This is a genomic window from Jhaorihella thermophila, assembly GCF_900108275.1.
GTDB classification, from domain to species: domain Bacteria; phylum Pseudomonadota; class Alphaproteobacteria; order Rhodobacterales; family Rhodobacteraceae; genus Jhaorihella; species Jhaorihella thermophila.
The window spans coordinates 1-24124 of the sequence record NZ_FNVD01000017.1; the positions used below are offsets into that span (position 1 = coordinate 1).

A 24124-nucleotide genomic window follows, 5' to 3' on the forward strand; every position below is an offset into this window, starting at 1 on the left:
ATCCGGGCGAAGATGCCCTTGTCGCTCCACCGCTTCCAACGATTGTAGAGCGTCTTGTGCGGGCCGTATTCCTTGGGCGCATCGCGCCACCGCAAGCCATTGCGATTGATAAAGATAATCCCACTCAAGCCGCGCCATCTGCGCATCCGTCAGCCAGAAAAGATCAGACATGTTCACCGCTCGTTTTCGGAACGACGAATCACGCAGCAGACCGAAAATCAATGGGGCCTGACCCTACTTCATGCGCATCAGGAGGAAGCTGTATTACCTGGAGCGTCCAATCCCCTCGCACGCCAACGCGAACCGCCTCTACTATGGCTACAGCGCCTACGATCCCAAGAGAGTGGTTCAAAATCTGGAGATCTTTCGAGTGTAAACGAACTACATCCGGAGGGATGCGAAGGGTGAAACTCCGGCCAAGAAGTTCGGTTTGGCCAAGGGCCCGGTGAAATTCGAGGACATCCTTTATTGGCGGCCGTTTGGCTGATGTTGGCTCGAAGACCGCGGCAGCGCATCGGATGATCGCCGGAAAGGCGTTGACGCGGCGAGGCCAGACGCTGTTCGAGTGGTCAGGCAACGCCCGACATGATCGAGGAGGCTCTACTCATCAACAGGGCTGATTTGCCAACTACCGCCGAGTGTCATTTTTGAAGGTCTTTTCGACGATCCGTTGCCCAGATCGCCGCACTGTCGGTGGGCGGGCGCAGAGGCCCGCCCACCGCCCGCCTTGATTACTGGTCGCCGGCAAGTTGGCTGTAGAGGCTTTCCCCGCGCTGCAGAGGCGCCATGAAGTGGGGGTATTCGGGCGCCAGCGCGCTCACCGCGTCGAGCCGAGCCATCTCCTCGTCGCTGAGCGAAATCGCCGCCGCGCCGAGATTGTCGATGAGCTGTTCCTCCTTGCGCGCGCCGACGATGACGCTGGTCACGCCGGGCTTGTGCAGAAGCCAGGCCAGCGCGATTTGCGGCACCGAGGCGCCCTTGGCCGCGGCGATCTCGCGGAGGGTATCCAACACGTCATATCCCCGTTTCTTGTCCACCGGCGGGAAGTCGAAGCTCACGCGCCGGCCTGCGGCCTCGCCGTCGCGGGTATACTTGCCGCTGAGGAAGCCGCCCGCCAGCGGGCTCCAAATCAGCGTTCCAAGGCCCAGATCCATCGCCGCCGGGATGATCTCGCGTTCCAACTCGCGGCCCACGAGGCTGTAATAGGCCTGCACCGAGCAGAACCGTTCGGTGCCCATCTGCCGCGCCAGCCCGTCAGCCTTGGCGATCTGCCAGGCGGCGAAGTTCGACAGGCCGACATAGCGCACCTTGCCTTGGCGCACGAGGTCGTCGAGTGCGCGCAGGGTTTCCTCGAGCGGCGTGGTGGGGTCGAAACTGTGCACCTGGTAGAGGTCGATCCAGTCGGTGCCGAGGCGCTTGAGGCTGCCTTCGACCTCGCGCATGATCGCCAGCCTGCTGGTGCCCAGATCATTCGGTCCGGCGGTGCCGCTGAAATAGACCTTGGTGGCGATGATCGCGTCCTTGCGCCGCGCGCCCAGGGCCTTGCCCAGCATGATCTCGGATACACCATCGCTGTACATGTTGGCGGTGTCGAAGATGTTGATCCCGGCCTCCAGCGCCAGATCGACCATGCGGGTTGCCAGATCCTGACCCGTCGCGCCGAGGGTCTGGCCGAACGCGCTGTCTTCGTTGGCAAAGGTCATCGTGCCAAGGGTCAGTTCCGAGACGTAAAGCCCGGTCTTGCCGAGGGGTTTGTATTTCATGGGATTGCTCCTGTGGTTTTCTGGATGGAAATGTATGCGGGCACCACACCCGGTGCCCCGCCAGTCACTTGTCGAAGAACGCGGCCACGGCGTCGGTCGAGGCTTTCACGGCCTCGGGCTTGTAGTAGAAATCGACATGGCTGAATTCATCGAAGGCCAGTACCTCGTGATCATTCGTCAGCTTCTCGACGAATTGGGTTGAACACGGCGCGGTAAAGGCCGTTGCGCTGTAGACCACCAACGCGGGCTGCACGATCTTGTCGGCGTAGTGTTCGCTGAGCGAGAACATCGACTGCATGGCTTGATCGGCGATATGCATGTTGGTGAAACTCGGCACCGCCTTCGGCCCCTTGACGCCATCGCGGCCGTAGTAGTCATAGCTTTCGCCGGCCATCTCCGGATAGGCGGCCGCCGCGATGAATTCCTCGCGGGACATCTCGTCATTCAGGCCGAAGGGCGCGACGTAGATCGGCGCGCCGGTTTCATACATCTTCTGCTTTGCGGCATTCGCGGCGGTGATCTGCTGGTGTGCCGCCTCGCGGTCGGTCCACTGGAACGCATCGGCCGCCATCATGCCCGACACCATGGCGATCTTCTTGATGCGGTGGTCGGTCACCGCCGCCGAGGCGATGATCGCGCCGCCCTGGCAGACGCCGAGGCCGTAGATCTCGTCCACGAAGGGGAGCGCGCCCAGATAGGACACCGCGTCCCAGGTGTTCTCGATCAGCCGGAACATGTAGCGGGACTGCTTGTGCTCGCCGGGCAATGCGGGGCTTTCGCCCATGCCCAGGTAGTTGAAGCCCAGATAGATGAAGCCGCGCGCGGCCATTTCCGGTCCGTAGGTGGCCGGGATCTGGTCCTTGACCTGCGGGAACGGGCTGGCGCCGACGATGGCCTTGTATTTTTTGGACGGGTCGAAGCCTTCGGGAAGGTAAAGATCGCCCGCCAGATCCACGCCAAAGGATTTGAAGGTGACTGCGTCCTTGCCGGCAGTGAGGGTCATGGCTTGCGTCCTTGCTTGCATAAGTAAATCGTGGTGTTTACATATGTGGGGGGGTCGGATGTAAACGTTATTTTTTACTTTTCACGGCGCAGAAGGCGGAAAATCGTGAAACTCACTGAAAAGAAACGAAAAGATATCATCGAGGCGGCGATCGTCGAGTTCCGGGAAAACGGATTCCTGGCCGCCAAAACCACGAGCATCGCCAAGCGCGCGGGGGTGTCGAGTCGCACGCTCTACAAGCATTTCGAAACGAAAGAGGCGCTGTTCGACGCGATCACCGAAATCATGATCGAACGCAACGCGGCGATGGCCCCGGTGCCCTACGATCCGGGCCGCCCTGTGGCCGAACAACTGGTCGAGGCGCTGGAACGCTATGTGGCGGTGATCACCGAGCCCGAGGCGATGGGTCTGACCCGCATGGTGATTTCCGAGTTCTTGCGCGATCTGGACCGTTCACGGAAGTTCTTCGCCGAGTCCGCCAAACACGACTACCCCGTCAAGCGGCTGATCGAAGAGGCGATGGCCGCCGGCGCCCTGCGCAAGGCCGACCCGGAACTGGCCACGAACCAGCTGCTGGGGTTGGTGAAGGCCTTCTTCTTCTGGCCGGAATTCCTGGTCGGCGAGAAACCGGAAACCGAAGGCGTCATGCAGGATTGCGTCGCGATGTTCTTGTCGCACTATGGGGTCGAGGATTAGTCTGCCGTTCAGGTCCAAGAGGTCGTCATCGACGATTGATACTCGTAGTGGACCGAAGAGAACTGTTTTCAGAATTCGGCCGGAGAATAGCCTTTCACCACAATTTTTTATCCGGAAATACTACCTTAAGTGAGCTCTGGATATCGAACTACGAAATGTAGCCGCGACACTCCTGTCGCGGCTACGATTAAGTGGACGGCTGGGGTCAGATGTTGACCGGCCCCGTTCCTGGTTCCGCTCTTGCGGGCTTACTCGCGATTGCCGAGCAGCTGCAGCAGGAACATGAACATGTTGATGAAGTCCAGGTAGAGCTGCAGGGCGCCCATGATCGCGGCCTTGCCCAGCCACTCGCTGTCGCCCGAATGGGCGTGCTGCAGGTAGGTCACCTTGATGTTCTGGGTGTCATAGGCGGTCAGACCGGCAAAGATCAGCACGCCCAGCACCGAGATCGCGAAATAGACCGCCGGCGAGCCGAGGAAGATGTTGATGAGCGAGGCCACGATCAGGCCGATCACGCCCATGATCAGGAACGACCCCCAGCCGGAGATGTCTTTTTTCGTGGTGTAGCCCCACAGCGACAAACCCGCGAAGGAAATCGACGTCACCAGGAACACCTGTGCGATGGAAAAGCCGGTGAAGGCCACGAAGATCCAGCTGAGCGACAGGCCCATGACCGAGGCGAAGGTGTAGAAGAACAGCTGGGCGCCCGCCGCCGAGAGGCGGTTGATGGCAGCGCCAAAGGCAAACACCATGATCAGTGGCGCGAACATGACGATCCAGCCCAGGATGTTCGGGCTCATCGTCACCGGATCGCGGAAAATCCCCAGAAGCTGCGGACTGGATCCCACGGCCCATGCGACGAGGAAGGTCAGCAGCATGCCGACCGACATCGTTCCATAGACCTTGTTCATGTGAGCGCGCAGACCCTCGTCGATCTGGGCCGCGCGGGCGCCGGCCACCGTCTGGCCCGTCATCCGGCGAGTGTCGAAGTCAGCCATCAATTCCTCCTTAGCATACCTTTTCGGGCCGCCGGTGCATCCGGCGGCATCCATGGGCAACATATTGGGGCGAAATCACACTGTTTCAAGCGAGATTTTCGGAAACAATCCGGTTGCCGCGCAATTCCTTGCCCGGTTTCAAACCACCCGGTCGCGTGATGCAACAGGGCCGCCCCCAAGGGACGGCCCGCCAACCCGTTGTCGGTTCAATGCGCCGTCAGCAGCGCCAGGTATCCGGCGCGTCCCACAACGGGCGGGCGGCCTCTGCCTCGGCTTCGGCGCGGGTGATGCCGATGTCTTCCAGTGCCCGCGCATCGAGCTTGCGCAGCGCGCGGCGCTGCTGGCGCACGACGATCATGCGTTTCACTTGCGACCACAGATCGGTCAGGGCCGGACGGCGGGAGATACGGGTATCGGTAAAAAGAGTCATGAGTTTTGTCCTTTCCTTCATCTGTGATGCATTTTTCGGGTTGGATCAATTTCCTTGAACCATATGGCATTTCGTGGTTCATTTGGAAAACGAATGTTTTTGATCCCAATCATCAAGGATTGTGAAGGTGAGAAACCTGGACATCACGACGCTGCGGTCCTTCATCGCCGTGGCCGATTCCGGTGGCGTCACTCGCGCGGCGGGCTTTCTGCATCTCACCCAGTCGGCGGTGTCGATGCAGATCAAGCGGCTGGAAGAGACGTTGGGGGTGGAACTTCTGGACCGGTCGGGGAGGACCATTGCGCTGACCGCGGCGGGCGAACAGTTGCTGGTTTATGCGCGGCGGATGGTCGGGTTGAACGACGAGGTGGTCAGCCGCCTGACCGACCAGGCGTTCGAGGGCGAAATCATCCTCGGCGTGCCGCATGACATCGTCTATCCGGTGATCCCGCGCGTGCTGAAGCGGTTCAATGCGCTCTACCCCCGCATGCGGGTGCAATTGATTGCGTCCTACACCCGACGCCTGCAGGAACATTTCGCGCGGGGCGAATGCGACCTGATCCTGACCACGGAGCCGACCACCGGGACGGAGGCCGAAACCCTGACGGAACTGCCGCTTTGCTGGGTCGGGGCGCCGGGCGGCGCGGCGTGGCGGCGGCGGCCGCTGCGGCTGGCCTTTGGCCGGCAATGCATGTTCCGGCCCAAGGTGATCGCAGCGCTTGATCAGGCGGGGTTGCCGTGGGAATTGGCGGTCGAGACCGATTCCGACCGCACCATAGAGGCCACCGTCAGCGCCGATCTTGCGGTTCATGTGGTGCTGGAAGGCACCGAGCCGCCGCAGCTGGAGCGGATCGACCACGGCGGCGCACTGCCCGAACTGCCGGCGCATTTCATCAATCTCTACGGTGCCGAAGCGGCGGCCAGCAAGCCGGTCGAAGACCTCGTGGATCTGTTGCGCGACGGGTTCAGGCCGGCAGGCGCGGGGCGGATGCGGGCCGTGGGCTAGGGGTCAGGGCGTGATGATGACCTTGCCGGTCGCCTTGCGGCTGCGCAGCAGGCCCAGCCCTTCACCGGCCCTTTCCAGCGGCAGGACGTGGCTGACATGGGGTTTCAGCCGTCCCTCCGTAATCCAGCCGATCAGCGTCTCGAAGCTGCTGCGCACCACGTCGGGGCGAAACTTCAGGTAGCCGCCGATATAGAAGCCGATGACGGTGAGGTTCTTGACCAGCAGGTGATTGGCCGGGATCTGCGGCACCTCGCCCGAGGCAAAACCGATCGGCAAGAGCCGCGCCTCGGGCCTGCAGGCGCGGAAGGCGGCGGTCCAGGTGTCTCCGCCCACCGCGTCATAGACCACATCGGCGCCGCCCAGTTCCAGCACGCGGGCGCGCAGGTCTTCTTCGGCGTCGATCAGGTGGTCGGCCCCGGCCGCACGCGCGACCTCCAGTTTGTCACGGCCGCGGGCCTGGGCGATCACCGTCGCGCCCATCAGCTTGCCGATCTGCACGGCGCTCAGGCCCACGCCTCCGGCAGCGCCGGTCACCAGCAGGGTTTCGCCCGGTTGCATTTTCGCCCGGTGATCCAGCGCGATGTGGCTGGTGCCGTGGGCGATCTGAAAGGCCGCGGCGTCCTCGAAGTTCATCGAGTCGGGGATCCGCACGACGCGGGTGGCCTCGAAGACGCCGAAATCGGCAAGCCCCCCTTGGCCGGCATAGACGGCCACACGGTCGCCGGGGCGCAGACCTTCCACACCCGGGCCGACCGAATCGACAACACCCGATACCTCCATTCCCAAGGTGAAAGGGGCCTCTGGCGTGTCCTGATACGTGCCCTTGATCATCAGCAGATCGGCAAAGTTCAGCCCGCAGGCGCGGATGGCGACGCGGATCTGCCCGGGGCCGGGTTCCGGCGTTTCGATTCGCGTCAGTTCCGGTGTTGCGTTGGGTCTGGAAACTCGAAAGGCCCGCATTGATTTCCCCCTTGGATGGCGTGGCGAGAGAACCCCGGAAACCGGAGCAAAGTCAAACGCCTCTCGAAATCCGCCGCGCGAATCGCCGAGGCTGGGCCGGGCGGTGTCATCGAACCGGTCGGTTCAACCACAGGTCACTCTCGTCAGCGGTGGAAACAACTCACTTGAATTCAACCGCGAAGGTTGTAAAGTGATCACTCATGAATTCGTCCGGCGCGTTGTGGGTGGGTGCGCCTTCGGAAACTCTTCGACGACGCCGCCGGTGCGAACCGTTCGGGCCGGTCGGCCGGACGCAAGGTCAGTAACGTAGGAGTAACTCATGCCCCATCCCGTAGATGTTCATGTGGGCAAGCGTGTGCGGCATCGCCGGTGGCTGATCGGCATGACGCAGCAGCAACTTGCCGAAAAGGTCGGCATCAAGTTCCAGCAGATCCAGAAGTACGAAACCGGCGCGAACCGGATCAGCGCCTCGCGGCTTTGGGACATTGCTGAGGCGCTGGACGTGCCGGTAAGCTTTTTCTTTGAAGGTCTGGAAGAAGCCTCCAAGCCCGAGGCCGACAAGCCCGCGGTCCCGGCGGACCTGATGGGCGACAAGGAGGCACTGGATCTGGTGCGGTCCTACTATTCCATCCCGGAGAACCAGCGCCGCCGTCTGTTCGAACTCGCCCGCGTGTTGAGCGACGTCGCCTGAACGGGCATGGCCTTTGCCATCCGGCCGGACCGCGACGCGCGGTCGGCCCTATCCGTCTGCGGGGCTTGCATCGTCTCGCGGACAAGGGCTAACCCGTCCGCATGACTGACCCCGAACTCAGCGATCTGGAAGTGGCCCATCTGCTGGCGGACGCCGCGCGCGCGGCGACGCTGCCTTGGTTCCGCCGCCAGGGCCTGCGGGCCGAGGACAAGGGCTCTGCCGGCTACGACCCCGTGACTGTGGCTGACCGCGCCGCCGAGCGGGCGATGCGCGACATCCTTGCGCGGCACCGGCCCGACGACGCCATTCTGGGCGAGGAACTGGGCAACACCCAAGGCAGCAGCGGGCGGACCTGGGTTCTGGATCCCATAGACGGAACGCGCGGCTTCATTTCCGGCACGCCGACGTGGGGCGTCCTGATCGCGCTCGGCACCCCCGAGTGTGTCATTCTCGGCATCATCGACCAGCCCTATACGGCAGAACGCTTTGTCGGCGCCCCCGGCGTGGCAGCGGTCAGCGGGCCGTTCGGCACCGATCCGCTTGGAACGCGGCGGGGTTCGACCCTTGCGGACGCGATCCTGTTCAGCACTTTCCCCGAGGTCGGAACGCCGCAGGAGCGCGCGGGATTCGAGGCCGTGGCCGACAAGGTCCGGCTGACACGGTTCGGCATGGATTGCTATGCCTATGCGCTGGTGGCGGCGGGGCAGGTGGATCTGGTGATCGAGGCCGGTCTGAAGCCCTATGACATCCAGGCGCCGATCGGCGTGATCGAGGCCGCGGGCGGCATCGTGACCGACTGGCGCGGCGGCCCGGCACTGCAGGGCGGGCGGGTGATCGCGGCGGCGAATCAGAGGGTCCATGCCGAGGCGCTCGACATCCTGTCGAAGGTGCCTGCGGACTGATCCCGGCTTGTCCGTGTCGCGCCTGCCAGGGGGCCGATCGGCCGCCAGCCGCCGGCCTATAGCGGCCAGAAGAACGGGATCAGCGCGGATGCCAGCACGCCGATGCTGACATTCAGCGGCACGCCCACCCGCATGAAGTCGGTGAACCGATAACCGCCGGGGCCATAGACCAGCATGTTGGTCTGGTAACCAATCGGCGTGGCGAAGCTGGCCGAAGCGGCGATCATCACCGCCACCACCAGCGGTCGGGCGTCGATCCCCAGCCCGCCGGCAAGACCCACGGCGATCGGCGTCATTACCACCGCGACGGCGTTGTTGGATACCATTTCCGTCAGCACCGAGGTCAGGAGATAGACCGCCCACAGGATGAAAAACGGCGGCAGGCCGGCGATCAGGGGGGCGATCGTTCCCGCCACGAGGTCGATGCCGCCCGACGACTCGAGCCCGGTCGCAACCGCCAGCATGGCGAAGATCAGCGCCAGAAGGCGGCCATCGACAAAGGAAAAGGCCTCGTCCGAATCGATGCAGCGGGTCAGGAACACGACCGCCATCGCCAGCACCGCAAGCAGCAACAGCGGCGCCACGCCAAGGGCCGCCAGCAGCACGATCCCCGCCATGGCTGCCAAGGCGATCGGCGCGTGGCTGCGGCGATAGGCCCGTGCCGAAGGTTTGCTGACGTCCACCATTCCCATGTCGTTCGCCAGACGCTGGATGTCCTCGGGCGCGCCCTCCAGCAGCAGCGTGTCGCCGACCTTGACCTCGACATTGTCCAGCTGCCGGCCGATGTTCTGGTCGCGCCGGTGCACGGCCAGGACATAGACCCCATAGCGCCGCCGCAGCCGCAGATCGCCCAGCCTGCGCCCGACCATGCGGCAGCCCGGCGTGATCAGCACCTCGACGGTGGTGGTTTCCACGGCCGAGATCTGATCGACCCGCTTCAGTTCCTTGTTGCGTTGCAGGCTGAGCAGTTCCGATATCTGCGACCGCAGCACGACCCGGTCACCCACCTGCAGCCTGACCCCTTGGAGATTGCGGCGCAGCGAGGCATCGCCGCGGATCACGTCGATCAGCCGCACGCCGGGGCGTTTGAACAGTTGCACGCCGGTGACTTCGCGGCCGATCAGGTTGCTGTCGGGGGGGATCACGGCCTCGGTAAAGAACTTCTTCTTCGACTTGTCGCCGCCCAGCATCGCCGCCAGGCTGACCCGCTCCGGCAGCAGGCGCGGCGCGATGAAGCGCAGGTAGATCACCCCCCACAGCACCAGGATCGCCGCCAGCGGCGTGATTTCGAAGATGGTAAAGGGGCGCAGCCCCTGCGCCCGGGCCACACCATCCACCAGAAGGTTGGTGGAGGTGCCGATCAGCGTCAGCGTGCCGCCCAGGATCGCGGCGTAACTCAGCGGGATCAGCATCTTGCTGGGCGCGATCCCGAGCTTGCGCGACAATTGCATGAAGACCGGGATCATCACCACCACAACTGGGGTGTTGTTGACAAAGGCGGATGCCAAAATCACGAACAGCATCAACGCGCCGACGGCCAGGGCGGGCCGCGTTTCGGCTTGCGCTTCGGCGCGCCGGGTAAACCATTCCAGCGCGCCCGTGCGTACCAGCGCGCCCATGACCACGAACATCGACGCGATCGTCCACGGCGCCGGGTTGGACAGAACCCGCAGCGCCTCGTCATAGGGCAACAGGCCCAGCGCCAGCATCGCCGCCGCGCCGCCGATGGCGACGACTTCGGCGGGGTATCTTTCGCGCATGAACAGCGCGAACATCACCAACACCACCGCAAGCGCCGCAATCGCGCCGCCGGTATCGGAAAACTCAATCAGCTGCATCGTGTCGTCCGCTGCTCTGCCGGCGGCTCATCCTGACGGCCTTTGCCTCCGGGGGCAAGTGCCGAAGGATGGCAGTCGAAATCGGCCACGCCGCCAGTGCTTTCGGCCGTGCCGGACCTTGCCCGGCGCCGCCTGCGTCCAGGATCACGGCGTGGCCTGTTCCAGCCGCCCGCCGAGGCGGATCATGCGGGCGCGTTTCGCCGCACCGGTGCGGTCATCGGTTTCGACGAAGAGTCCCGACAGCGTAGCCTCGCCCAGCGCCGGCGTGAACCGGCCGCGTATCATGCCGGTCACAAAGCGGCGCATCGGTTCCTTCTTGTCCATGCCGATGACGGAATCGTAATCGCCGCACATGCCGGCGTCGGTCAGATATCCGGTGCCGCCCCCCAGCACCTGCGCATCGGCCGTGGGCACATGGGTATGGGTGCCCACCACCATGCTGGCGCGGCCGTCGCAATAATGCCCCATCGCCATCTTTTCCGACGTCGCCTCGCAATGCATGTCCACGATCACCGCCTGCGCCAGCCCGCCGCGCGGATGGGCCTTGAGCACCGGCTCTATCGCCGAAAACGGGTCATCATAGGGCTGTTTCATGAAGACCCGGCCCAGAACCTGCGCCACCAGCACCTTGCGCCCGCCCGCGGCGTCATACAACCGGTGCCCGCGCCCCGGCGCGCCCTTGGCCAGGTTCAGCGGGCGGATCACGCGCGGCTCGGTTTCGATGAACTGCAGCATGTCCTTCTGGTCGAAGGCATGATCGCCCAGCGTGACGCAATCGGCCCCCGCATCCAGCAGGGCGCGCGCGTGATCGGCGCTCAGCCCCATGCCGTTGGTCGCGTTTTCGCCGTTGACCACGACGAAATCCAGCCGCCATTCGTTGCGCAGACGCGGCAGGTTCTCGGTGATGGCCCGGCGCCCCGCGCGGCCCATCACGTCTCCCAAAAACAGAAGTCTCATGCAGGCGGTCCTAGGCGCTGGGGCCGCCAATCTCAAGCCGGAACCGTCCGGTCCGTGCACTCGTGCAGGGACAATCGCGCAGCGCCAAGGGGCGCCAGACGGCGTGGAACGGTTTGCCGGCGCGATCCTGCGCGGTTGGAAATATGCGCAAATAGTATCCAGTGGTGTTGATTTTTTGCTGTTTGTTTCCGGCCTTGATTGCGAATTTCGCCGTTGGCGGCGGCGGGCATCGAATCTCCCCCGATCCGCCGATTTCGTGCATAATTGCGAAAGGTTTCGCCTCGGTATTGGTTGCAAGGAGTTTTTCATGGCTGCCCCTGTTCTTCCGCTGGATCCCGAAACGCTGTCTCTTTCGACGGCTGCCGCGCGCGAGGCGGCCGCGCGATGTGCCGAGGACTACCAGTCTCGCTCGCCTTACCCCTATGGCGGCTATGACGATTTCCTGCCCGCCGAGATTCTCGACCGCGTCGTGGAGGAACTCGAAACACTGCCGGAACCCGAGGACAGCTTCGACCGCCCGCAAGAGAGGCTCAAGACCTCCTACATCCCCGAACGTCTGCCCGAATACACGCGGCGGCTGTTCTACGTTCTGAATTCCCGGCCCGTTCTGGCCTTTGTCGAGGAACTGACCGGCATCAAGGGGCTGATCCCCGATCCCTATTTCGCGGGAGGCGGGGTGCATGTGGTTTCCAATGGCGGGCATCTGGACATCCATGCCGACTTCAATCATCACGCTAAGCTGAACCTGGAACGCCGGGTCAATCTTCTGATCTACCTCAACCGCGACTGGAAGGAGGAATACGGCGGATCCTTCGAGATCTGGAACGACGACATGACCGCCAAGGTGGACAGCTTCGTGCCCGTCTTCAACCGCGCCTGCCTGTTCTCGACCAGTTCCTCCAGCTGGCACGGGAACCCCGAGCCGGTGAACCATCCCGAAGGCAAGCCGCGCATGTCGATCGCGCTGTATTACTACACGGCCACCTGGGACGCGACGCGCAAGTCGCACACGACCCTGTTCCGGCCCCGGCCGGGAACGGTGGACCGGCCCGACCGGCAGGTGGCGCGGCGCGAGGCGCTGGAGAATGTCCTGCCGCCCTTCATCTACCGGCGCGTGATCGGACGGTTGATGAAGTTGGGGTTCTGACGACCCCTTGCGGATGGCCGTGCGGGACGGGGACCGATGACATTTTCGGCATCGGGGGGCGGCGGCGCTCGGCCTGCGAGGCTTGGATGTGGTAGCCTGACGGGTATCGGTCCTTGTCCATGGCCAAGACAGGAGAGAAAGAGAGCAAGCCTTGCCGGATCAAGTTCCGCGATCACGGGCGATTGTCATTGTCGGCATCGTCCTTCTGCTCGGCGTCCTGGCCGGCGGGACGATACATGCGATCGGCCAGGGTATCCTGTCGGGGCCGGAGGAGATGGCCGACTGGGTGCGCGGCTTCGGGCCCTGGGCGCCTGCGCTTCTGGTCCTTCTGATGGTGGCGCACAGCTTTGCCCCCGTCCCCGGCGAATTGCTCGCGCTGGCTGCGGGCACGGTGTTCGGTCCCGTGGAGGGGGCGGCGCTGATCTGGATCGGGGCGATGATCGGGGCAGTTATGTCATTCTGGCTGGCGCGCTGGCTGGGGCGGGATTTCGTGGCCAGCCGATTGCCGGAACGCCAGCTTGCGCAACTGGAGGCGTGGAGCCGCGACTGGGGCGCGCTCACCCTGCTGAGTTGCCGGTTGATGCCGGTGATCGCGTTCAATCTGATCAATTATGCCGCCGGGCTGATGCCGGTGCGCTTCTGGACCTTTCTCTGGACCACGGCTATCGGGATTCTGCCGTTCACGCTGTTGATGACCTGGTTGGGCGCGCGCATAATGGAATTGTCCTGGCCGACGATCCTGGCGATGTCGGGGGCCGCGATTGCCCTGACTTGGTGGGGATATTGCCTGTCGCGGCGGAAGCGATGATCGCGGTTAGCGGGAAATGCCGATGACGCGGGTTTCGGTCACCACCATGTCCAACGGCTGATCGGTGGGCTCAAGCGGCAGGTTCTCGGCCTCCTGCGCATCATAGGCAAAGCCGATTGCGAGCGTGGCCCGTTTCGCGCGGAGCATCTCCAGCGTGCGGTCGTAGAATCCGCCGCCATAGCCCAGCCTCCCCCCGCGCGGATCAAAGGCCACAAGCGGCACGATCAAGATCTCGGGTTCGAAAAAGTCATCTGCCAGCGGCACCCTCGCGCCGAACGGCCCGTCGCGCATGGGCATGTCCGGCTCCCACCGGCTGAACTTCAGCGGCTGACCAGCGCCGATGATGACCGGCACGCCCACCGGGCCGTGGGCGGCGGCCTCGGCCATGGCGGGCAAGGGGTCGATCTCGGTGCGGATCGGCATGTAGCCGGCCAGCGGCACGCCGCGATAGCCGGCCAGTACTTCGGACAGCCGCCCGGCGGTGCCCGGTCCGGCGGCCTCGTGCGCGGCCTTGCGGCGGGCGAATGCGGCCTTGCGCGCCGCGGCCTTGATCTCGGCAAGATCAGTCACAACAGGATCCACCCCGCCAGCCCGAGGAACAGGAAAAAGCCCACCACGTCGGTCACGGTCGTCACGAACGGCCCCGAGGCCAGCGCGGGGTCGATGCCGATCCGGTCCAGCAGCATCGGAATGCCGAACCCGCCCAGCGCGGCCGCTACCAGAGTCAGCAGCATCGCCACGCCGATTACCGCGCCCAGCATCGGCACGCCGAACCAGAACGCCGCGACCAGCGCCATCGTCACCCCGAACAGCAGCCCGTTCAGGGCGCCGACCGAGATTTCCCGCCACAGCACCCGCAGGGCGTTTTGCGACGTGAGGTCGCGGGTGGCGATGGCGCGCACCGTCACCGTCATGGTCTGGGTGCCCGCATTGCCGCCCATCGAGGCGACGATTGGCATCAGCACCGCCAGCGCGACCATCTGGTCGATCGTCGCGGAGAAATAGTCGATCACCAGCGACGCCAGGATCGCCGTCAGCAGGTTCACGAACAGCCAGGTCGCCCGGCCCTGGACGGCCTCGAAGATCGTGTCCGACAGGCTGGAATCCTCGGCCACGCCGGCCATGCGCAGGATGTCTTCCTCGTGCTCTTCATCCAGCACGGTCATCGCGTCGTCGATGGTGATCTGGCCGATCAGGCGGCCTTCTCCGTCGACAACCGGGGCCGAGATCAGGTGATACTGGTTGAAGGCATAGGCGACGTCTTCCTCGTCCTGATCCACGGGGATGACCTGGAACACCTCTTCGGTGATGTCCTTCAGCGGGACGTCCCGGCGCGAACTCATCAGCCGGCCCAGTGTCACGCTGCCCACCGGGTGCAGGCGCGGATCCACCAGAAAGACGTGATAGAACTGTTCTGGCAGTTCCTCGGCATTGCGCAGATAGTCGATCGCATCGCCCACGGTCCAGTGCTCGGGCGCCATGACGACCTCGCGCTGCATGAGGCGACCGGCGGAGCCTTCGGGATAGGCCAGCGCCTGTTCCACCGCGACCCGGTCGGCATCCTCCAGCGCGCCAAGGATCGCCTCCTGTTGCGGCTCTTCGAGATCCTCCAGCAGGTCCACGACATCGTCGCTTTCCAGCTCCCGCACGGCTTCGGCCAGCACCTGCGGGTTGAGGATCTCGATCACGTCCTCGCGGACGCCTTCGTCAAGTTCCGACAGGATGTCGCCGTCGAACTCGGGGCCGTAGAGCTGGATCAGCGCGTCGCGGTCGTCGGCGTCGATCTGTTCCAGAAGGTCGGCGATGTCGGCCGCGTGCAGCGGCTCCATCAGGGCGACCAGCGCCTCGCGGTCGCCGCGTTCGACGGCATCAAGGATCGCCGCGACCGCCTTGCGGTCGAGCTCGTAAGCGTCGTCTCGGTGCGGCTCGTGTTCGAACTGCTTGCTGTCCGTCTCCATGATCCGCCCCCTGAATTGTCGATTGCGGGCATATAGAAGAAGGTAATGGAGAAAAACAATGAAAATGGTTCGATTTACCGCGGCCACCGGCGCGGCTAATGTGCCCGGCGGGCTCCACGGCACAGAGACACCAAGGCCATGAGCGGAAAGACTCTTCTGATCGGGCAGGTTCTGTCCTTTGACAACGACCCTTTCCAGGGCGCCCCGGCGCGGGCGGCGCGGCTTGACGGGGCGCTGGTGATCGCGGGCGGGCGCATCGTGGACCGGGGCAGCGCAGCCGATCTGCGGGCGCGGCATCCGCAGGCGCGGGTTGTGGACCACGGTGACCGGCTGATCATGGCCGGCTTTGTCGATGCCCATGTCCACTATCCGCAGACCGCGATCATCGCCAGTTGGGGCAAGCGGCTGATCGACTGGCTGAACACCTATACCTTCCCCGAGGAGATGGCCTTTGCCGATCCTGCCTATGCCGCCGAGATCGCCGCGCGCTATCTGGATCTGACCACGGCGAACGGCACCACCACCGTGTGCAGTTACGGCACCATCCACCCGGCCAGCGTGGACGCCTTTTTCACCGAGGCGCAGCGGCGCGGCCAGCGTGTGGCGGCGGGCAAGACCTGCATGGACCGCAACGCGCCCGAAGGGCTGCGTGACACCGCGCAGTCGGCCTATGACGACAGCCGCGCGCTGCTGGAAAAGTGGCATGGCTTGGACCGGCTGTCCTACGTCATCACCCCGCGCTTTTCGCCCACCTCGACGCCCGAACAACTGGGCGCGCTGGGTGCGCTTTGGGCGGAACATCCCGACTGCCTGATGCAGACCCATCTGAGCGAACAGACCGACGAGATCGCATGGGTCAAGTCGCTCTACCCGTCCGCCCGCGACTATCTGGACACCTACGAAGCGCACGGGCTTCTGGGCCCGAACGGGCTTTACGGTCACGCCATTCACCTTGAGCCGCGCGAACGCGACCGGCTGCGCGAGGTGGGCGCGGCGCTGATCCATTGCCCGACGTCCAACACCTTCATCGGGTCGGGGCTGTTCGATATGGCCGGCCTGATGGCCGAGGGGCAGCGGATCGGGCTTGCTACCGACACCGGCGGCGGATCGTCGTTCTCGATGCTGCGCACGATGGCCGCGGCCTACGAGATCGGCCAGCTGCGCGGCACGCCGCTGCACCCGGCGCAGCTGATGTGGCTGGCCACGGTCGGCTCGGCGCGGGCGATGCGGATGGAGGACAGGATCGGCAACGCCGCGCCGGGGATGGAGGCAGATCTGGTGGTGCTGGACCTTGCCTCGACCCCGGCGATAGCGCAGCGGGCGGCGCGGGCCGGGGATATCTGGGAGGCCGTGTTCCCCACCATCATGATGGGCGATGATCGCGCCGTCGCGCAGGTCTGGATCGGGGGCCGGGCGGTCGCCTGAGCCCTACGCCACATGCTGCGACCGGCCGGCGTTGCGGCCCGAGAAGATGCAGCCGCCCAGGAAGGTGCCCTCCAGTGCGTTGTAGCCGTGATAGCCGCCGCCGCCGAAACCGGCGACCTCGCCCGCCGCGAAGAGGCCGGGGACGGGCTGGCCGTCCGCGCCCAGCATCCGGCTGTCCAGATCGGTCTGCAACCCGCCCAGCGTCTTGCGGGTGAGGATGTGCAGCTTGACCGCGATCAGCGGCCCGTTTTTCGGGTCGAGGAACCTGTGTGGCTCGGCGGTGCGGATCAGCCGGTCGCCGCGATAATTGCGCGCGGCGAGAATCGCCATCATCTGCGAGTCCTTGGTGAAAGGATTGTCCACCTGCGCATCGCGCGCCTCGATCTGCGCGCGCAGGCGGCCTGCGTCCAGCGGGACTTCGCCCAGCCGGTTCATGCCCGCGACCAGCTCCTCCAGCGTATCGGCCACGACGAAATCCGCGCCGCGTTCCTTGAACGCCTCGACCGGCCCTGTTGCCCTTGACCCGGACAGGACGCGCTGACGGATCACCTCTTTCCAGCTGCCCGAGGTGAAATCGGGGTTCTGTTCGGATCCTGACAGCGCGAATTCCTTCTTGATGACCTTCTGGGTCAGGACGAACCAGCTGTAGTCATACCCGGTGCGCATGATCTCGCGCAGGGTGGAGAGCGTGTCGAACCCCGGCAGGCAAGGGGGCGGCAGGCGGCGGCCGGTGGCGTCGAACCACATCGACGACGGCCCCGGCAGGATGCGGATGCCGTGATCGGGCCAGATCGGATCCCAGTTGCGCACGCCTTCGGTATAATGCCACATCCGGTCGCGGTTGATGACATGGCCGCCGGCGGCCTCGGAAATGGCGATCATGCGGCCGTCCACATGGAAGGGCACGCCGGCCACCATTGTCTTTGGCGGCTCGCCCAGCCGGTCGCGCGGCCAGGCCTTGCGCACCATTTCGAAATTGCCGCCGATCCCGCCCGAGGTGACGATGACCGAAGGCGCGCGGACCTCGAATTCGCCCGCCGGGTCGCGGTTGGTCTTTTGCCCGCGCGCTGCGGTGTCGGGGGCCAGAACCGTCCCCGCCACGCCGCGCGCCGCGCCGTTTTCCATGATGATCCGGTCCACCTGATGGCGAAACCGCATCTCGATCAGCCCGGCCGCGACATGCGCGCGCACGCGGCGTTCAAAGGGCGCGACTGTGCCGGGGCCGGTGCCCCAGGTGATGTGGAACCGCGGGACCGAGTTGCCGTGCCCGTCCGCCCAGCCGCCGCCGCGTTCGGCCCAGCCCACCACCGGGAACCAGCGAAACCCCATCTCGCGCAGCCAGGGGCGCATCTCTCCGGCGGCGAAATCCAGATAGGCCTCGGCCCAGCGGCGGGGCCATGCGTCCTCGGGCCGGTCGAATTGCGCGCTTCCCATCCAGTCGCTCAGCGCCAGCGCGTGGCTGTCGCGGATGCCCATGCGGCGCTGTTCCGGCGTGTCGATCATGAACAGCCCGCCAAGGCTCCAGAACGCCTGACCCCCGAGGAACTGTTCGGGTTCCTGATCCAGCAGGATCACCCGCTTGCCCCGGTCCCCCAGCTCGGCGGCGGCGACAAGCCCCGCCAGACCGCCGCCCACGATGATCGCGTCCGCGTCGTCCATGTCTCGTCCTCCCGTCTTGCGGGAAAGCCTAGACCGGAAGGCGCGAAACGGGGAAGCCTGCCGTTGCGGCAGCGGGATCAGCCGTAACGGCGCGCAAAGCGGCGCATGATCTCTCCCGGCACGGTGACGGTGGCGGCGTGGCAGCGTTCGATCAGCTCATCGGCCTGTTCGGGCGGGAAATAGCCGTGGTTGCGATAGATACGGATGCGCTGTTCGAAATCGCGCGCGTCGGCCTCTGGGTGGAACTGGGTGGCATAGACGTTTTCGCCCCAGCGGATCATCTGGAACGGGCAGGGATCGGAGCGCACCAGATGCACGCAGCCCGGCGGCAGGGTCTGCACCGCCTCCTTGTGGCCGACGAAGGCGTCCCAGCGGGCCGGCAGCCCGGCGGTCAGCGGGTCGTTGGCCGCGTCCTCGGTCACTTCGCAGGTCGAGGGGCCCACGGGTTCGCCGTAGCGGTCCTTGCCGACCACTCCGCCCAGATGCGCGGCGAGAATGCCAAGGCCATAGCAGCACCCCAGAAAGGGATGATCCTCGGTCGTGATCTGCGGCATCAGCTCCATGATCGCCGCCTCCATCCGCGCGTCGAGCGGCGATTTCTTCTCGGGCGGGTCGCTCACGCAGCCGGGGCCACCGCCGACGATCATCCCGGCGAAATCGGTGACGTCCAGGGCTTCGGGCAGGGTTTCGCGGTCCAGCCGCACCCGCCGTGCGCGGTCCGCCGTCAGCCCGGACCGGTTCAGGATCGAGGCGAACTCGGCATCCGCGGCATCGGTTTCCGGGCGAAGCTGGAGGATCAGGAAGGGTTTCATGGGTGGCGACTTAACCCGCCGCCCATGGGGCATGCAACCCGTTCAGTCTTCGGGGTTGTAGCAGGCGATACCATGCGCGCCGCCGGACAGCTCGGGCCGGCTTTTGCGGCACTGGTCGGTGACGCGCCAGCAGCGCGGCGCAAAGGGGCAGCCTTCGATCAGGTCCATGGGCGAGGGCAGCTCGCCCTGAAGCTTGATCCGTTTCCGGCCGGATCCCGGCACCGCGCGCGGCGTGGCCGAAATCAGCGCCTTGGTATAGGGGTGGCGCGGGTTGGCAAAGACCTCTTTCGACGGTCCCTGTTCGACCACGCGGCCCAGATACATCACGATCACGTCGTCGCAGAAATGCCGCACCACCGACAGGTCGTGGCTGATGAACAGATAGGCCAGTCCCAGCCGCTCCTGCAATTCGACCAGCAGGTTCAAAATCTGGCTCTGGATCGACACGTCCAGCGCCGAGATCGGCTCGTCCAGCACCAGGATCGCAGGGTCCAGCATCAGCGCGCGCGCGATCGAGATCCGCTGCCGCTGCCCGCCCGAGAACATGTGCGGGAAGCGGTCGTAATGTTCCGGCCGCAGGCCCACCAGCGCCAGTTTCTCGCGCGCCAGCCGGTCGCGCTCTTCGGCGCTCATGTCCGGGCGGTTGATCTTGAGCGGCTCCTGCAGGATCGTACTGATCCGCTGGCGCGGGTTGAGTGACCCATAGGGATCCTGAAACACGATCTGCACCGAGCTGCGCAGGCTGGCCCAATGGTCGCGGGTGACCGCTTCGCCCTTGATGCGCAACTCGCCCCCGGTGGGTTCCTCGATCATGGTGACAAGCCGGGCCAGCGTGGACTTGCCGCACCCGGATTCGCCCACTACGGCCAGCGTCTGACCGGGGCGCAGGTCGAAACTGACATCCGACAGGGCGCGCACGGTGGCGGGCGCGGACAGGAACCCCTGTTTCACCTCGTAATGCCGGGCGAGGTTGCGGGCGGTGACGATCTGTTCGCTCATTGGCTCACCTCCTCAATCGGTGCGGCGACGGTCTTGCCGTCGGGCAAGAGCGGCGTGTGGCAGCGGGCATGGCCTTCGTCAGCGCCGCGCGGCAGCGGCGGGCGGGTCTGGCAGATCGCGCTGGCATGGGCGCAGCGCGGGGCAAAGAGGCACCCCGCGGGCCGGTCGAACTGGCCGGGCACGACGCCGGGGATGGTCGGCAGGATGCGCGAGGTCGCCCGTTCCGGCAGGGCCGCCAGCAGCGCCGCGGTATAGGGGTGATAGGGGCGGCCGAAGAGGCCTGCCACGGGCTGTTCCTCCACCTTCTGACCGGCATAGTGCACGGCGACGCGTTCGGCCGTTTCCGCCACCACGCCCATGTCGTGGGTAATCAGCGCCAGCGCCATGCCGTTTTTCTCGCGCAGCTCCAGCAGCAGGTCGAGTATCTGCGCCTGGATGGTCACGTCCAGCGCGGTGGTGGGTTCGTCGGCGATCAGAACCTTCGGGTTGCAGGCGATTGCCATGGCGATCATCACCCGCTGGTTCATGCCGCCCGACATCTGGTGCGGGAACACGTTCAGGCGCTTTTCCGGTGCGGGGATGCCGACCTGTTCGAACAGTTCGATGGCGCGGTTGTGCCGGGCCTTGCGGTCGAGCCCCAGATGCTGACGCAGCGCCTCCTTGATCTGGAACCCCACGGTGAAACAGGGGTTCAGCGACGACATCGGCTCCTGAAAGATCATGGCGATGTCCTTGCCGATGATCTTGCGCCGTTCGGCCGGGGTGATCTCGCGCAGGTCGCGGCCTTCGAACGCCATGCGGTCGGCGGTGATCGTCGCGGTCCAGGGCAACAGCCCCATCACCGCCAGCATCGACACGGATTTGCCCGAGCCGGATTCGCCGACGATGGCCAGCACTTCGCCCTTGTCGAGCGTCACGTCCACGCCTTCCACGGCGCGGAACTGGCCGGCCGAGGTGGCGAATTCGACGGTCAGGTTGCGGACTTCCAAAAGGCTCATGGCTCAGCTCCGCTTCAGCTTCGGGTCGAGCGCATCGCGCAGCCCGTCGCCCATCAGGTTGATCGACAGAACGGTGATCAGGATGGCAAGGCCCGGGAAGGTGACCACCCACCAGGCGCGCAGGATGAATTCGCGCGCCTCGGCCAGCATGGTGCCCCATTCCGGCGTGGGCGGCTGCGCGCCCATGCCGAGGAACCCCAGCGCCGCGGCATCGAGGATCGCGGTCGAAAAGCTCAGCGCCGCCTGCACGATGATCGGCGCCAGGCAATTGGGCAGCACGGTCAGGAACATCAGCCGCGGCAGTCCGGCGCCGACGACGCGGGCCGAGGTGACATAGTCCTTTTGCAGCTCGCCCAGCGCCGAGGCGCGGGTCAGGCGCACATAATGGGGCTGGGCCACGATGGCGATGGCGATCATCGCATTGGTCAGCGACGGCCCCAGGATCGCCACCAGCACCAGTGCCAGCAGCAGCGACGGGAAGGCCAGGATGATGTCCATCACCCGCATGATGATCGCGTCCAGCCATTTCGGGGCAAAGGCCGAGATCAGCCCGATGATGATGCCGCCGGTGGCCGAGACGGTGACCACGACGACGCCCACGAAGAACGAATAGCGCGCCCCGGTCAGAAGCCGGCTGAGCATGTCGCGGCCCAGCGGGTCGGTGCCCAGCGGAAAGGCCCAGTTGCCGCCTTCCTGCCACGCCGGCGGGATCAGGGTGAAGTCGCGGAACTGCTCGGCCGGGTCATAGGGTGCCAGCCACGGCGCGAAGGCCGCAACGAAGACGAAGCCGGCAAAGATCCACAGCCCGAACACGGCGCCGCGGTTTTCGCTGAAATAGTGGTAGAATTCCTTGAACCGGCCGGGCCGTTCCACGCCGTTGGCCGGGGTCTGGGCGGGGGCTGTCGCGGTCATCAGCGCCTCCGGATCTTGGGGTTGATGAGGCCGTAGAGCACGTCCACGGTCAGGTTCACGATCATCACCATCGAGGCGATCAGCAGCAGCCCGCCCTGCACGACCGGATAGTCCCGGCGGAAGATGGAATCGACCATCCATTTGCCGATGCCGGGCCAGCTGAAGATGGTTTCGGTCAGGATGGCGCCGGCCAGCAGCGTGCCCACCATCAGCCCGATCACGGTGACCACCGGGATCAGCGCGTTGCGCAGCGCATGCACGCCGTTGACGCGGGCCGGGGACAGGCCCTTGGCGCGGGCGGTGCGGATGTAGTCCTCGCCCAGCACCTCGAGCATGGCCGACCGGGTCTGACGCGCGATCACCGCCAGCGGGATCGTGCCCAGCACGATGGTCGGCAGGATCAGGTGGCTAACGGCCGAGCGGAACGCGCCTTCCTGTCCCGACAGAAGGCTGTCGATCAGCATGAAGCCGGTGACCGGTTCAAAGAAATACATCAGGCTCATCCGTCCCGATACCGGGGTCCAGCCCAGCATCCCCGAGAACAAGATGATGAGCAGCAGCGCCCACCAGAAGATCGGCATGGAATAGCCCACCAGCGCCGAGGACATGAACAGCCGGTCGGGCAGCTTGCCCCGGTTCACTGCGGCGATCACGCCCGCCGGGATGCCCAGGGCGACGGCAAAGATCATGGCGCAGATCGACAACTCCAGCGTCGCCGGGAACAGCGAGAAGAACTCGTCCCAGACCGGTTTCTTGGTCACGAAGGACGCACCCAGGTCGCCCTGCAGGACGCCGCCGAGATAGTCGACGTATTGTTGGAACACCGACTTGTCGAACCCGTATTGGCGCACGAGTTCCTGATAGCGTTCCTCGCTGAGGCCGCGTTCTCCGGCCATTACGATGATGGGATCACCCGGCAGCACCCGGATGAACGCGAACGAGATCAACGTGACGCCAAAGAAGGTCGGCACGAAGGTCAGGAGACGGGACAGAAGATATCTGAGCATGTGTCAGCCCACGATCATGAGGTCTTTTGGAAAGGTGGTCAGCGACCGGCAGCCCGTTTCGGTGACAAGAACGTCGTCCTCGATTCGGACGCCAAAGGCGCCGGGTCCATACAGCCCCGGCTCGTTTGTGTAAACCGTCCCGGCGGGCAGGGGCATGTGGTTCCCACGCATGATATAGGGCGCCTCATGCACGTCGCGGCCCAGCCCGTGGCCGGTCTTGGTGCGGATCCGGTCGGCAAAAGGCGAGGCCTCGAGCACCCCGGTCACCGCATCGTCGATCTCGTGCGCGGTTACGCCGGCGCGGGTGACCTCGAACCCCTTGAGGTTGGCGCGCAGCACGGTGTCGTAGACCGCGCGCGCCTCTTCCGTCGCTTGGCCGATGAACACGGTGCGGGTGATGTCGGCGCAGAACCCGTGCCTGGTGGCGCCAAAGTCGAACAGCAGCGCATCGCCGGGTTGAATGGCGTAGTCCGCGCGGGCATGGGCATGGGGGCGGGCCGAATTGTCCCCCGCGGCGACGATCGGCGGAAAGGCCATGCCGTCGGCGCCTTCGGCGAACAGCGCCTGGATCAGCGCGTGTTCGACCTGCGTTTCGGTCTGGCCGGGGCGGACGTCTTCCAACACGCGGGCAAGCGCCCGTTCGGAAATGGCGATGGCCTCTTCCAGCGCGGCGATTTCCTCGGCGGTTTTGACCATGCGCAGGCCCGAGATTTCCCGTTCCGCGTCGATGATCTCGAGGTCGGGCATCGCCGCCTTCAGCGCGTGATGGACGAAAACCCGCATCACCTGGCCCTCGACCGCGAGCCGCCGGACGGGGTGGCTTTGCGCCAGCGCGCGGAACGCGCCCATGTAACCATCCTGATCGCGCCAGTCATGGGTGGTGCCGGGAAAACCGACCAGTTCCCAGCTTTTCAATTCGAGGTTGGGCACGATCGCGGCGGGCGGGCCTTCGGCGGGGATCACGGCCAGAAAGGGGCGCTCGTTGCTCATGAAGCTGTGGCCCAGCGCGCGGGTAAAGTTGGGGCCGGGCACCAGCGCCACGGCATCGACACCCAGATCGCGGGCGACCTGGGCGTATTCGTCCAGACGGGGGGGCATGGGATGGGCTCCGAAAAGAGGCGGGGCCGCTCTTTGCCAGGCGGCCCCGCGGGTGTT

General features: G+C 65.3%; 23 protein-coding genes and 1 pseudogene. 7 read left to right on the forward strand and 17 right to left on the reverse strand.

The window, feature by feature from the left end:
• The 3 genes and pseudogenes from C4S70_RS15155 to C4S70_RS15165 all read right to left on the reverse strand — a co-directional run.
• Positions 1–171: pseudogene (locus C4S70_RS15155) on the reverse strand (transposase); the annotation flags it as partial.
• Positions 172–731: 560 nt separating this feature from the next.
• A complete protein-coding gene (locus C4S70_RS15160; RefSeq protein WP_104008959.1) occupies positions 732–1763 on the reverse strand; it encodes an aldo/keto reductase in 1032 nt (343 codons plus the stop codon).
• Positions 1764–1827: 64 nt separating this feature from the next.
• The gene (locus C4S70_RS15165; protein WP_200822773.1) at positions 1828–2766 is read right to left on the reverse strand and encodes an alpha/beta hydrolase; all 939 of its coding nucleotides are present in this window, start codon (positions 2764–2766) and stop codon (positions 1828–1830) included.
• A gap of 105 nt (positions 2767–2871) precedes the next feature.
• Between C4S70_RS15165 and C4S70_RS15170 the strand changes: the two genes are divergently transcribed.
• Complete coding sequence (locus tag C4S70_RS15170) at positions 2872–3462, forward strand: TetR/AcrR family transcriptional regulator (protein ID WP_146064231.1); 591 nt, start codon at positions 2872–2874, stop codon at positions 3460–3462.
• Between the two features lie 248 nt (positions 3463–3710).
• Here the strand turns inward: C4S70_RS15170 and C4S70_RS15175 are convergent, their stop codons facing one another.
• Positions 3711–4460 carry a Bax inhibitor-1/YccA family protein gene (locus C4S70_RS15175; protein ID WP_104008997.1) on the reverse strand — a complete coding sequence of 250 codons (750 nt, stop codon included), beginning with the start codon at positions 4458–4460 and terminating at the stop codon, positions 3711–3713.
• A 217-nt stretch (positions 4461–4677) separates the two neighbouring features.
• Complete coding sequence (locus C4S70_RS15180; protein ID WP_104008998.1) at positions 4678–4890, reverse strand: DUF1127 domain-containing protein; 213 nt, start codon at positions 4888–4890, stop codon at positions 4678–4680.
• Between the two features lie 127 nt (positions 4891–5017).
• Here C4S70_RS15180 and C4S70_RS15185 point away from each other — a divergent pair, with 127 nt between their 5' ends.
• On the forward strand, positions 5018–5896 hold the full coding sequence (locus tag C4S70_RS15185) for a LysR family transcriptional regulator (protein WP_104008999.1): 879 nt from the start codon (positions 5018–5020) through the stop codon (positions 5894–5896).
• 3 nt (positions 5897–5899) lie between these two features.
• Here C4S70_RS15185 and C4S70_RS15190 read toward each other — a convergent pair whose 3' ends face one another.
• The gene (locus C4S70_RS15190; RefSeq protein ID WP_104008961.1) at positions 5900–6856 is read right to left on the reverse strand and encodes an NADPH:quinone oxidoreductase family protein; all 957 of its coding nucleotides are present in this window, start codon (positions 6854–6856) and stop codon (positions 5900–5902) included.
• Between the two features lie 319 nt (positions 6857–7175).
• Here C4S70_RS15190 and C4S70_RS15195 point away from each other — a divergent pair, with 319 nt between their 5' ends.
• Positions 7176–7547, forward strand: coding sequence for a helix-turn-helix domain-containing protein (locus tag C4S70_RS15195; protein WP_104008962.1), 372 nt, complete (start codon positions 7176–7178; stop codon positions 7545–7547).
• A gap of 101 nt (positions 7548–7648) precedes the next feature.
• On the forward strand, positions 7649–8449 hold the full coding sequence (hisN, locus tag C4S70_RS15200; protein ID WP_104008963.1) for a histidinol-phosphatase: 801 nt from the start codon (positions 7649–7651) through the stop codon (positions 8447–8449).
• 56 nt (positions 8450–8505) lie between these two features.
• On the opposite strand, the gene C4S70_RS15205 is transcribed toward hisN, so the two are convergent.
• Together C4S70_RS15205 and C4S70_RS15210 are read right to left on the reverse strand one after the other, a co-directional pair.
• Entirely contained in the window at positions 8506–10287 is a 1782-nt protein-coding gene (locus C4S70_RS15205) for an SLC13 family permease (RefSeq protein ID WP_104008964.1), read from the reverse strand.
• A 144-nt stretch (positions 10288–10431) separates the two neighbouring features.
• On the reverse strand, positions 10432–11244 hold the full coding sequence (locus C4S70_RS15210) for a TIGR00282 family metallophosphoesterase (protein ID WP_104008965.1): 813 nt from the start codon (positions 11242–11244) through the stop codon (positions 10432–10434).
• Positions 11245–11551: 307 nt separating this feature from the next.
• Between C4S70_RS15210 and C4S70_RS15220 the strand changes: the two genes are divergently transcribed.
• Entirely contained in the window at positions 11552–12391 is an 840-nt protein-coding gene (locus C4S70_RS15220; RefSeq protein ID WP_104008967.1) for a 2OG-Fe(II) oxygenase, read from the forward strand.
• A gap of 151 nt (positions 12392–12542) precedes the next feature.
• Positions 12543–13199, forward strand: coding sequence for a TVP38/TMEM64 family protein (locus C4S70_RS15225; RefSeq protein WP_104008968.1), 657 nt, complete (start codon positions 12543–12545; stop codon positions 13197–13199).
• Positions 13200–13205: 6 nt separating this feature from the next.
• Here C4S70_RS15225 and C4S70_RS15230 read toward each other — a convergent pair whose 3' ends face one another.
• Both C4S70_RS15230 and mgtE read right to left on the reverse strand, forming a co-directional pair.
• Positions 13206–13769: a 5-formyltetrahydrofolate cyclo-ligase gene (locus tag C4S70_RS15230; RefSeq protein ID WP_104008969.1), complete on the reverse strand. Its 564-nt coding sequence runs from the start codon at positions 13767–13769 to the stop codon at positions 13206–13208.
• Positions 13766–15157 (reverse strand): magnesium transporter, encoded by a 1392-nt coding sequence (gene mgtE, locus C4S70_RS15235; protein WP_104008970.1) that lies wholly within the window; start codon positions 15155–15157, stop codon positions 13766–13768. Before mgtE ends, C4S70_RS15230 begins: the two co-directional genes overlap by 4 nt.
• Before the next feature lie 138 nt (positions 15158–15295).
• Here mgtE and guaD point away from each other — a divergent pair, with 138 nt between their 5' ends.
• Positions 15296–16582 carry a guanine deaminase gene (guaD, locus tag C4S70_RS15240; protein WP_104008971.1) on the forward strand — a complete coding sequence of 429 codons (1287 nt, stop codon included), beginning with the start codon at positions 15296–15298 and terminating at the stop codon, positions 16580–16582.
• 3 nt (positions 16583–16585) lie between these two features.
• On the opposite strand, the gene C4S70_RS15245 is transcribed toward guaD, so the two are convergent.
• The 7 genes from C4S70_RS15245 to C4S70_RS15275 form a co-directional block, all read right to left on the reverse strand.
• Entirely contained in the window at positions 16586–18241 is a 1656-nt protein-coding gene (locus tag C4S70_RS15245) for an FAD-binding dehydrogenase (protein ID WP_104008972.1), read from the reverse strand.
• A 77-nt stretch (positions 18242–18318) separates the two neighbouring features.
• Positions 18319–19053, reverse strand: a complete 735-nt coding sequence (locus tag C4S70_RS15250; RefSeq protein WP_104008973.1) for a glutamine amidotransferase — start codon at positions 19051–19053, stop codon at positions 18319–18321.
• 42 nt (positions 19054–19095) lie between these two features.
• Complete coding sequence (locus C4S70_RS15255) at positions 19096–20052, reverse strand: dipeptide ABC transporter ATP-binding protein (RefSeq protein WP_104008974.1); 957 nt, start codon at positions 20050–20052, stop codon at positions 19096–19098.
• Positions 20049–21050, reverse strand: coding sequence for an ABC transporter ATP-binding protein (locus C4S70_RS15260; protein WP_104008975.1), 1002 nt, complete (start codon positions 21048–21050; stop codon positions 20049–20051). The genes C4S70_RS15255 and C4S70_RS15260 overlap by 4 nt, the downstream gene beginning before the upstream one ends.
• 3 nt (positions 21051–21053) lie before the next feature.
• Positions 21054–21962 carry an ABC transporter permease subunit gene (locus tag C4S70_RS15265; protein WP_104008976.1) on the reverse strand — a complete coding sequence of 303 codons (909 nt, stop codon included), beginning with the start codon at positions 21960–21962 and terminating at the stop codon, positions 21054–21056.
• Positions 21962–22969 (reverse strand): ABC transporter permease subunit, encoded by a 1008-nt coding sequence (locus C4S70_RS15270; RefSeq protein ID WP_104008977.1) that lies wholly within the window; start codon positions 22967–22969, stop codon positions 21962–21964. Before C4S70_RS15270 ends, C4S70_RS15265 begins: the two co-directional genes overlap by 1 nt.
• Before the next feature lie 3 nt (positions 22970–22972).
• Positions 22973–24067, reverse strand: a complete 1095-nt coding sequence (locus C4S70_RS15275; RefSeq protein ID WP_104008978.1) for a M24 family metallopeptidase — start codon at positions 24065–24067, stop codon at positions 22973–22975.
• Between the last annotated feature and the right edge of the window lie 57 nt (positions 24068–24124).

Coding starts and splice junctions, on each gene's coding strand:
- C4S70_RS15160 (WP_104008959.1), bottom strand. CDS start 1,763: ATGAAATACAAACCCCTCGGCAAGACCGGGCTTTACGTCTCGGAACTG.
- C4S70_RS15165 (WP_200822773.1), bottom strand. CDS start 2,766: ATGACCCTCACTGCCGGCAAGGACGCAGTCACCTTCAAATCCTTTGGC.
- C4S70_RS15175 (WP_104008997.1), bottom strand. CDS start 4,460: ATGGCTGACTTCGACACTCGCCGGATGACGGGCCAGACGGTGGCCGGC.
- C4S70_RS15180 (WP_104008998.1), bottom strand. CDS start 4,890: ATGACTCTTTTTACCGATACCCGTATCTCCCGCCGTCCGGCCCTGACC.
- C4S70_RS15190 (WP_104008961.1), bottom strand. CDS start 6,856: ATGCGGGCCTTTCGAGTTTCCAGACCCAACGCAACACCGGAACTGACG.
- C4S70_RS15195 (WP_104008962.1), top strand. CDS start 7,176: ATGCCCCATCCCGTAGATGTTCATGTGGGCAAGCGTGTGCGGCATCGC.
- hisN (WP_104008963.1), top strand. CDS start 7,649: ATGACTGACCCCGAACTCAGCGATCTGGAAGTGGCCCATCTGCTGGCG.
- C4S70_RS15205 (WP_104008964.1), bottom strand. CDS start 10,287: ATGCAGCTGATTGAGTTTTCCGATACCGGCGGCGCGATTGCGGCGCTT.
- C4S70_RS15210 (WP_104008965.1), bottom strand. CDS start 11,244: ATGAGACTTCTGTTTTTGGGAGACGTGATGGGCCGCGCGGGGCGCCGG.
- C4S70_RS15220 (WP_104008967.1), top strand. CDS start 11,552: ATGGCTGCCCCTGTTCTTCCGCTGGATCCCGAAACGCTGTCTCTTTCG.
- mgtE (WP_104008970.1), bottom strand. CDS start 15,157: ATGGAGACGGACAGCAAGCAGTTCGAACACGAGCCGCACCGAGACGAC.
- guaD (WP_104008971.1), top strand. CDS start 15,296: ATGAGCGGAAAGACTCTTCTGATCGGGCAGGTTCTGTCCTTTGACAAC.
- C4S70_RS15245 (WP_104008972.1), bottom strand. CDS start 18,241: ATGGACGACGCGGACGCGATCATCGTGGGCGGCGGTCTGGCGGGGCTT.
- C4S70_RS15250 (WP_104008973.1), bottom strand. CDS start 19,053: ATGAAACCCTTCCTGATCCTCCAGCTTCGCCCGGAAACCGATGCCGCG.
- C4S70_RS15255 (WP_104008974.1), bottom strand. CDS start 20,052: ATGAGCGAACAGATCGTCACCGCCCGCAACCTCGCCCGGCATTACGAG.
- C4S70_RS15260 (WP_104008975.1), bottom strand. CDS start 21,050: ATGAGCCTTTTGGAAGTCCGCAACCTGACCGTCGAATTCGCCACCTCG.
- C4S70_RS15265 (WP_104008976.1), bottom strand. CDS start 21,962: ATGACCGCGACAGCCCCCGCCCAGACCCCGGCCAACGGCGTGGAACGG.
- C4S70_RS15270 (WP_104008977.1), bottom strand. CDS start 22,969: ATGCTCAGATATCTTCTGTCCCGTCTCCTGACCTTCGTGCCGACCTTC.
- C4S70_RS15275 (WP_104008978.1), bottom strand. CDS start 24,067: ATGCCCCCCCGTCTGGACGAATACGCCCAGGTCGCCCGCGATCTGGGT.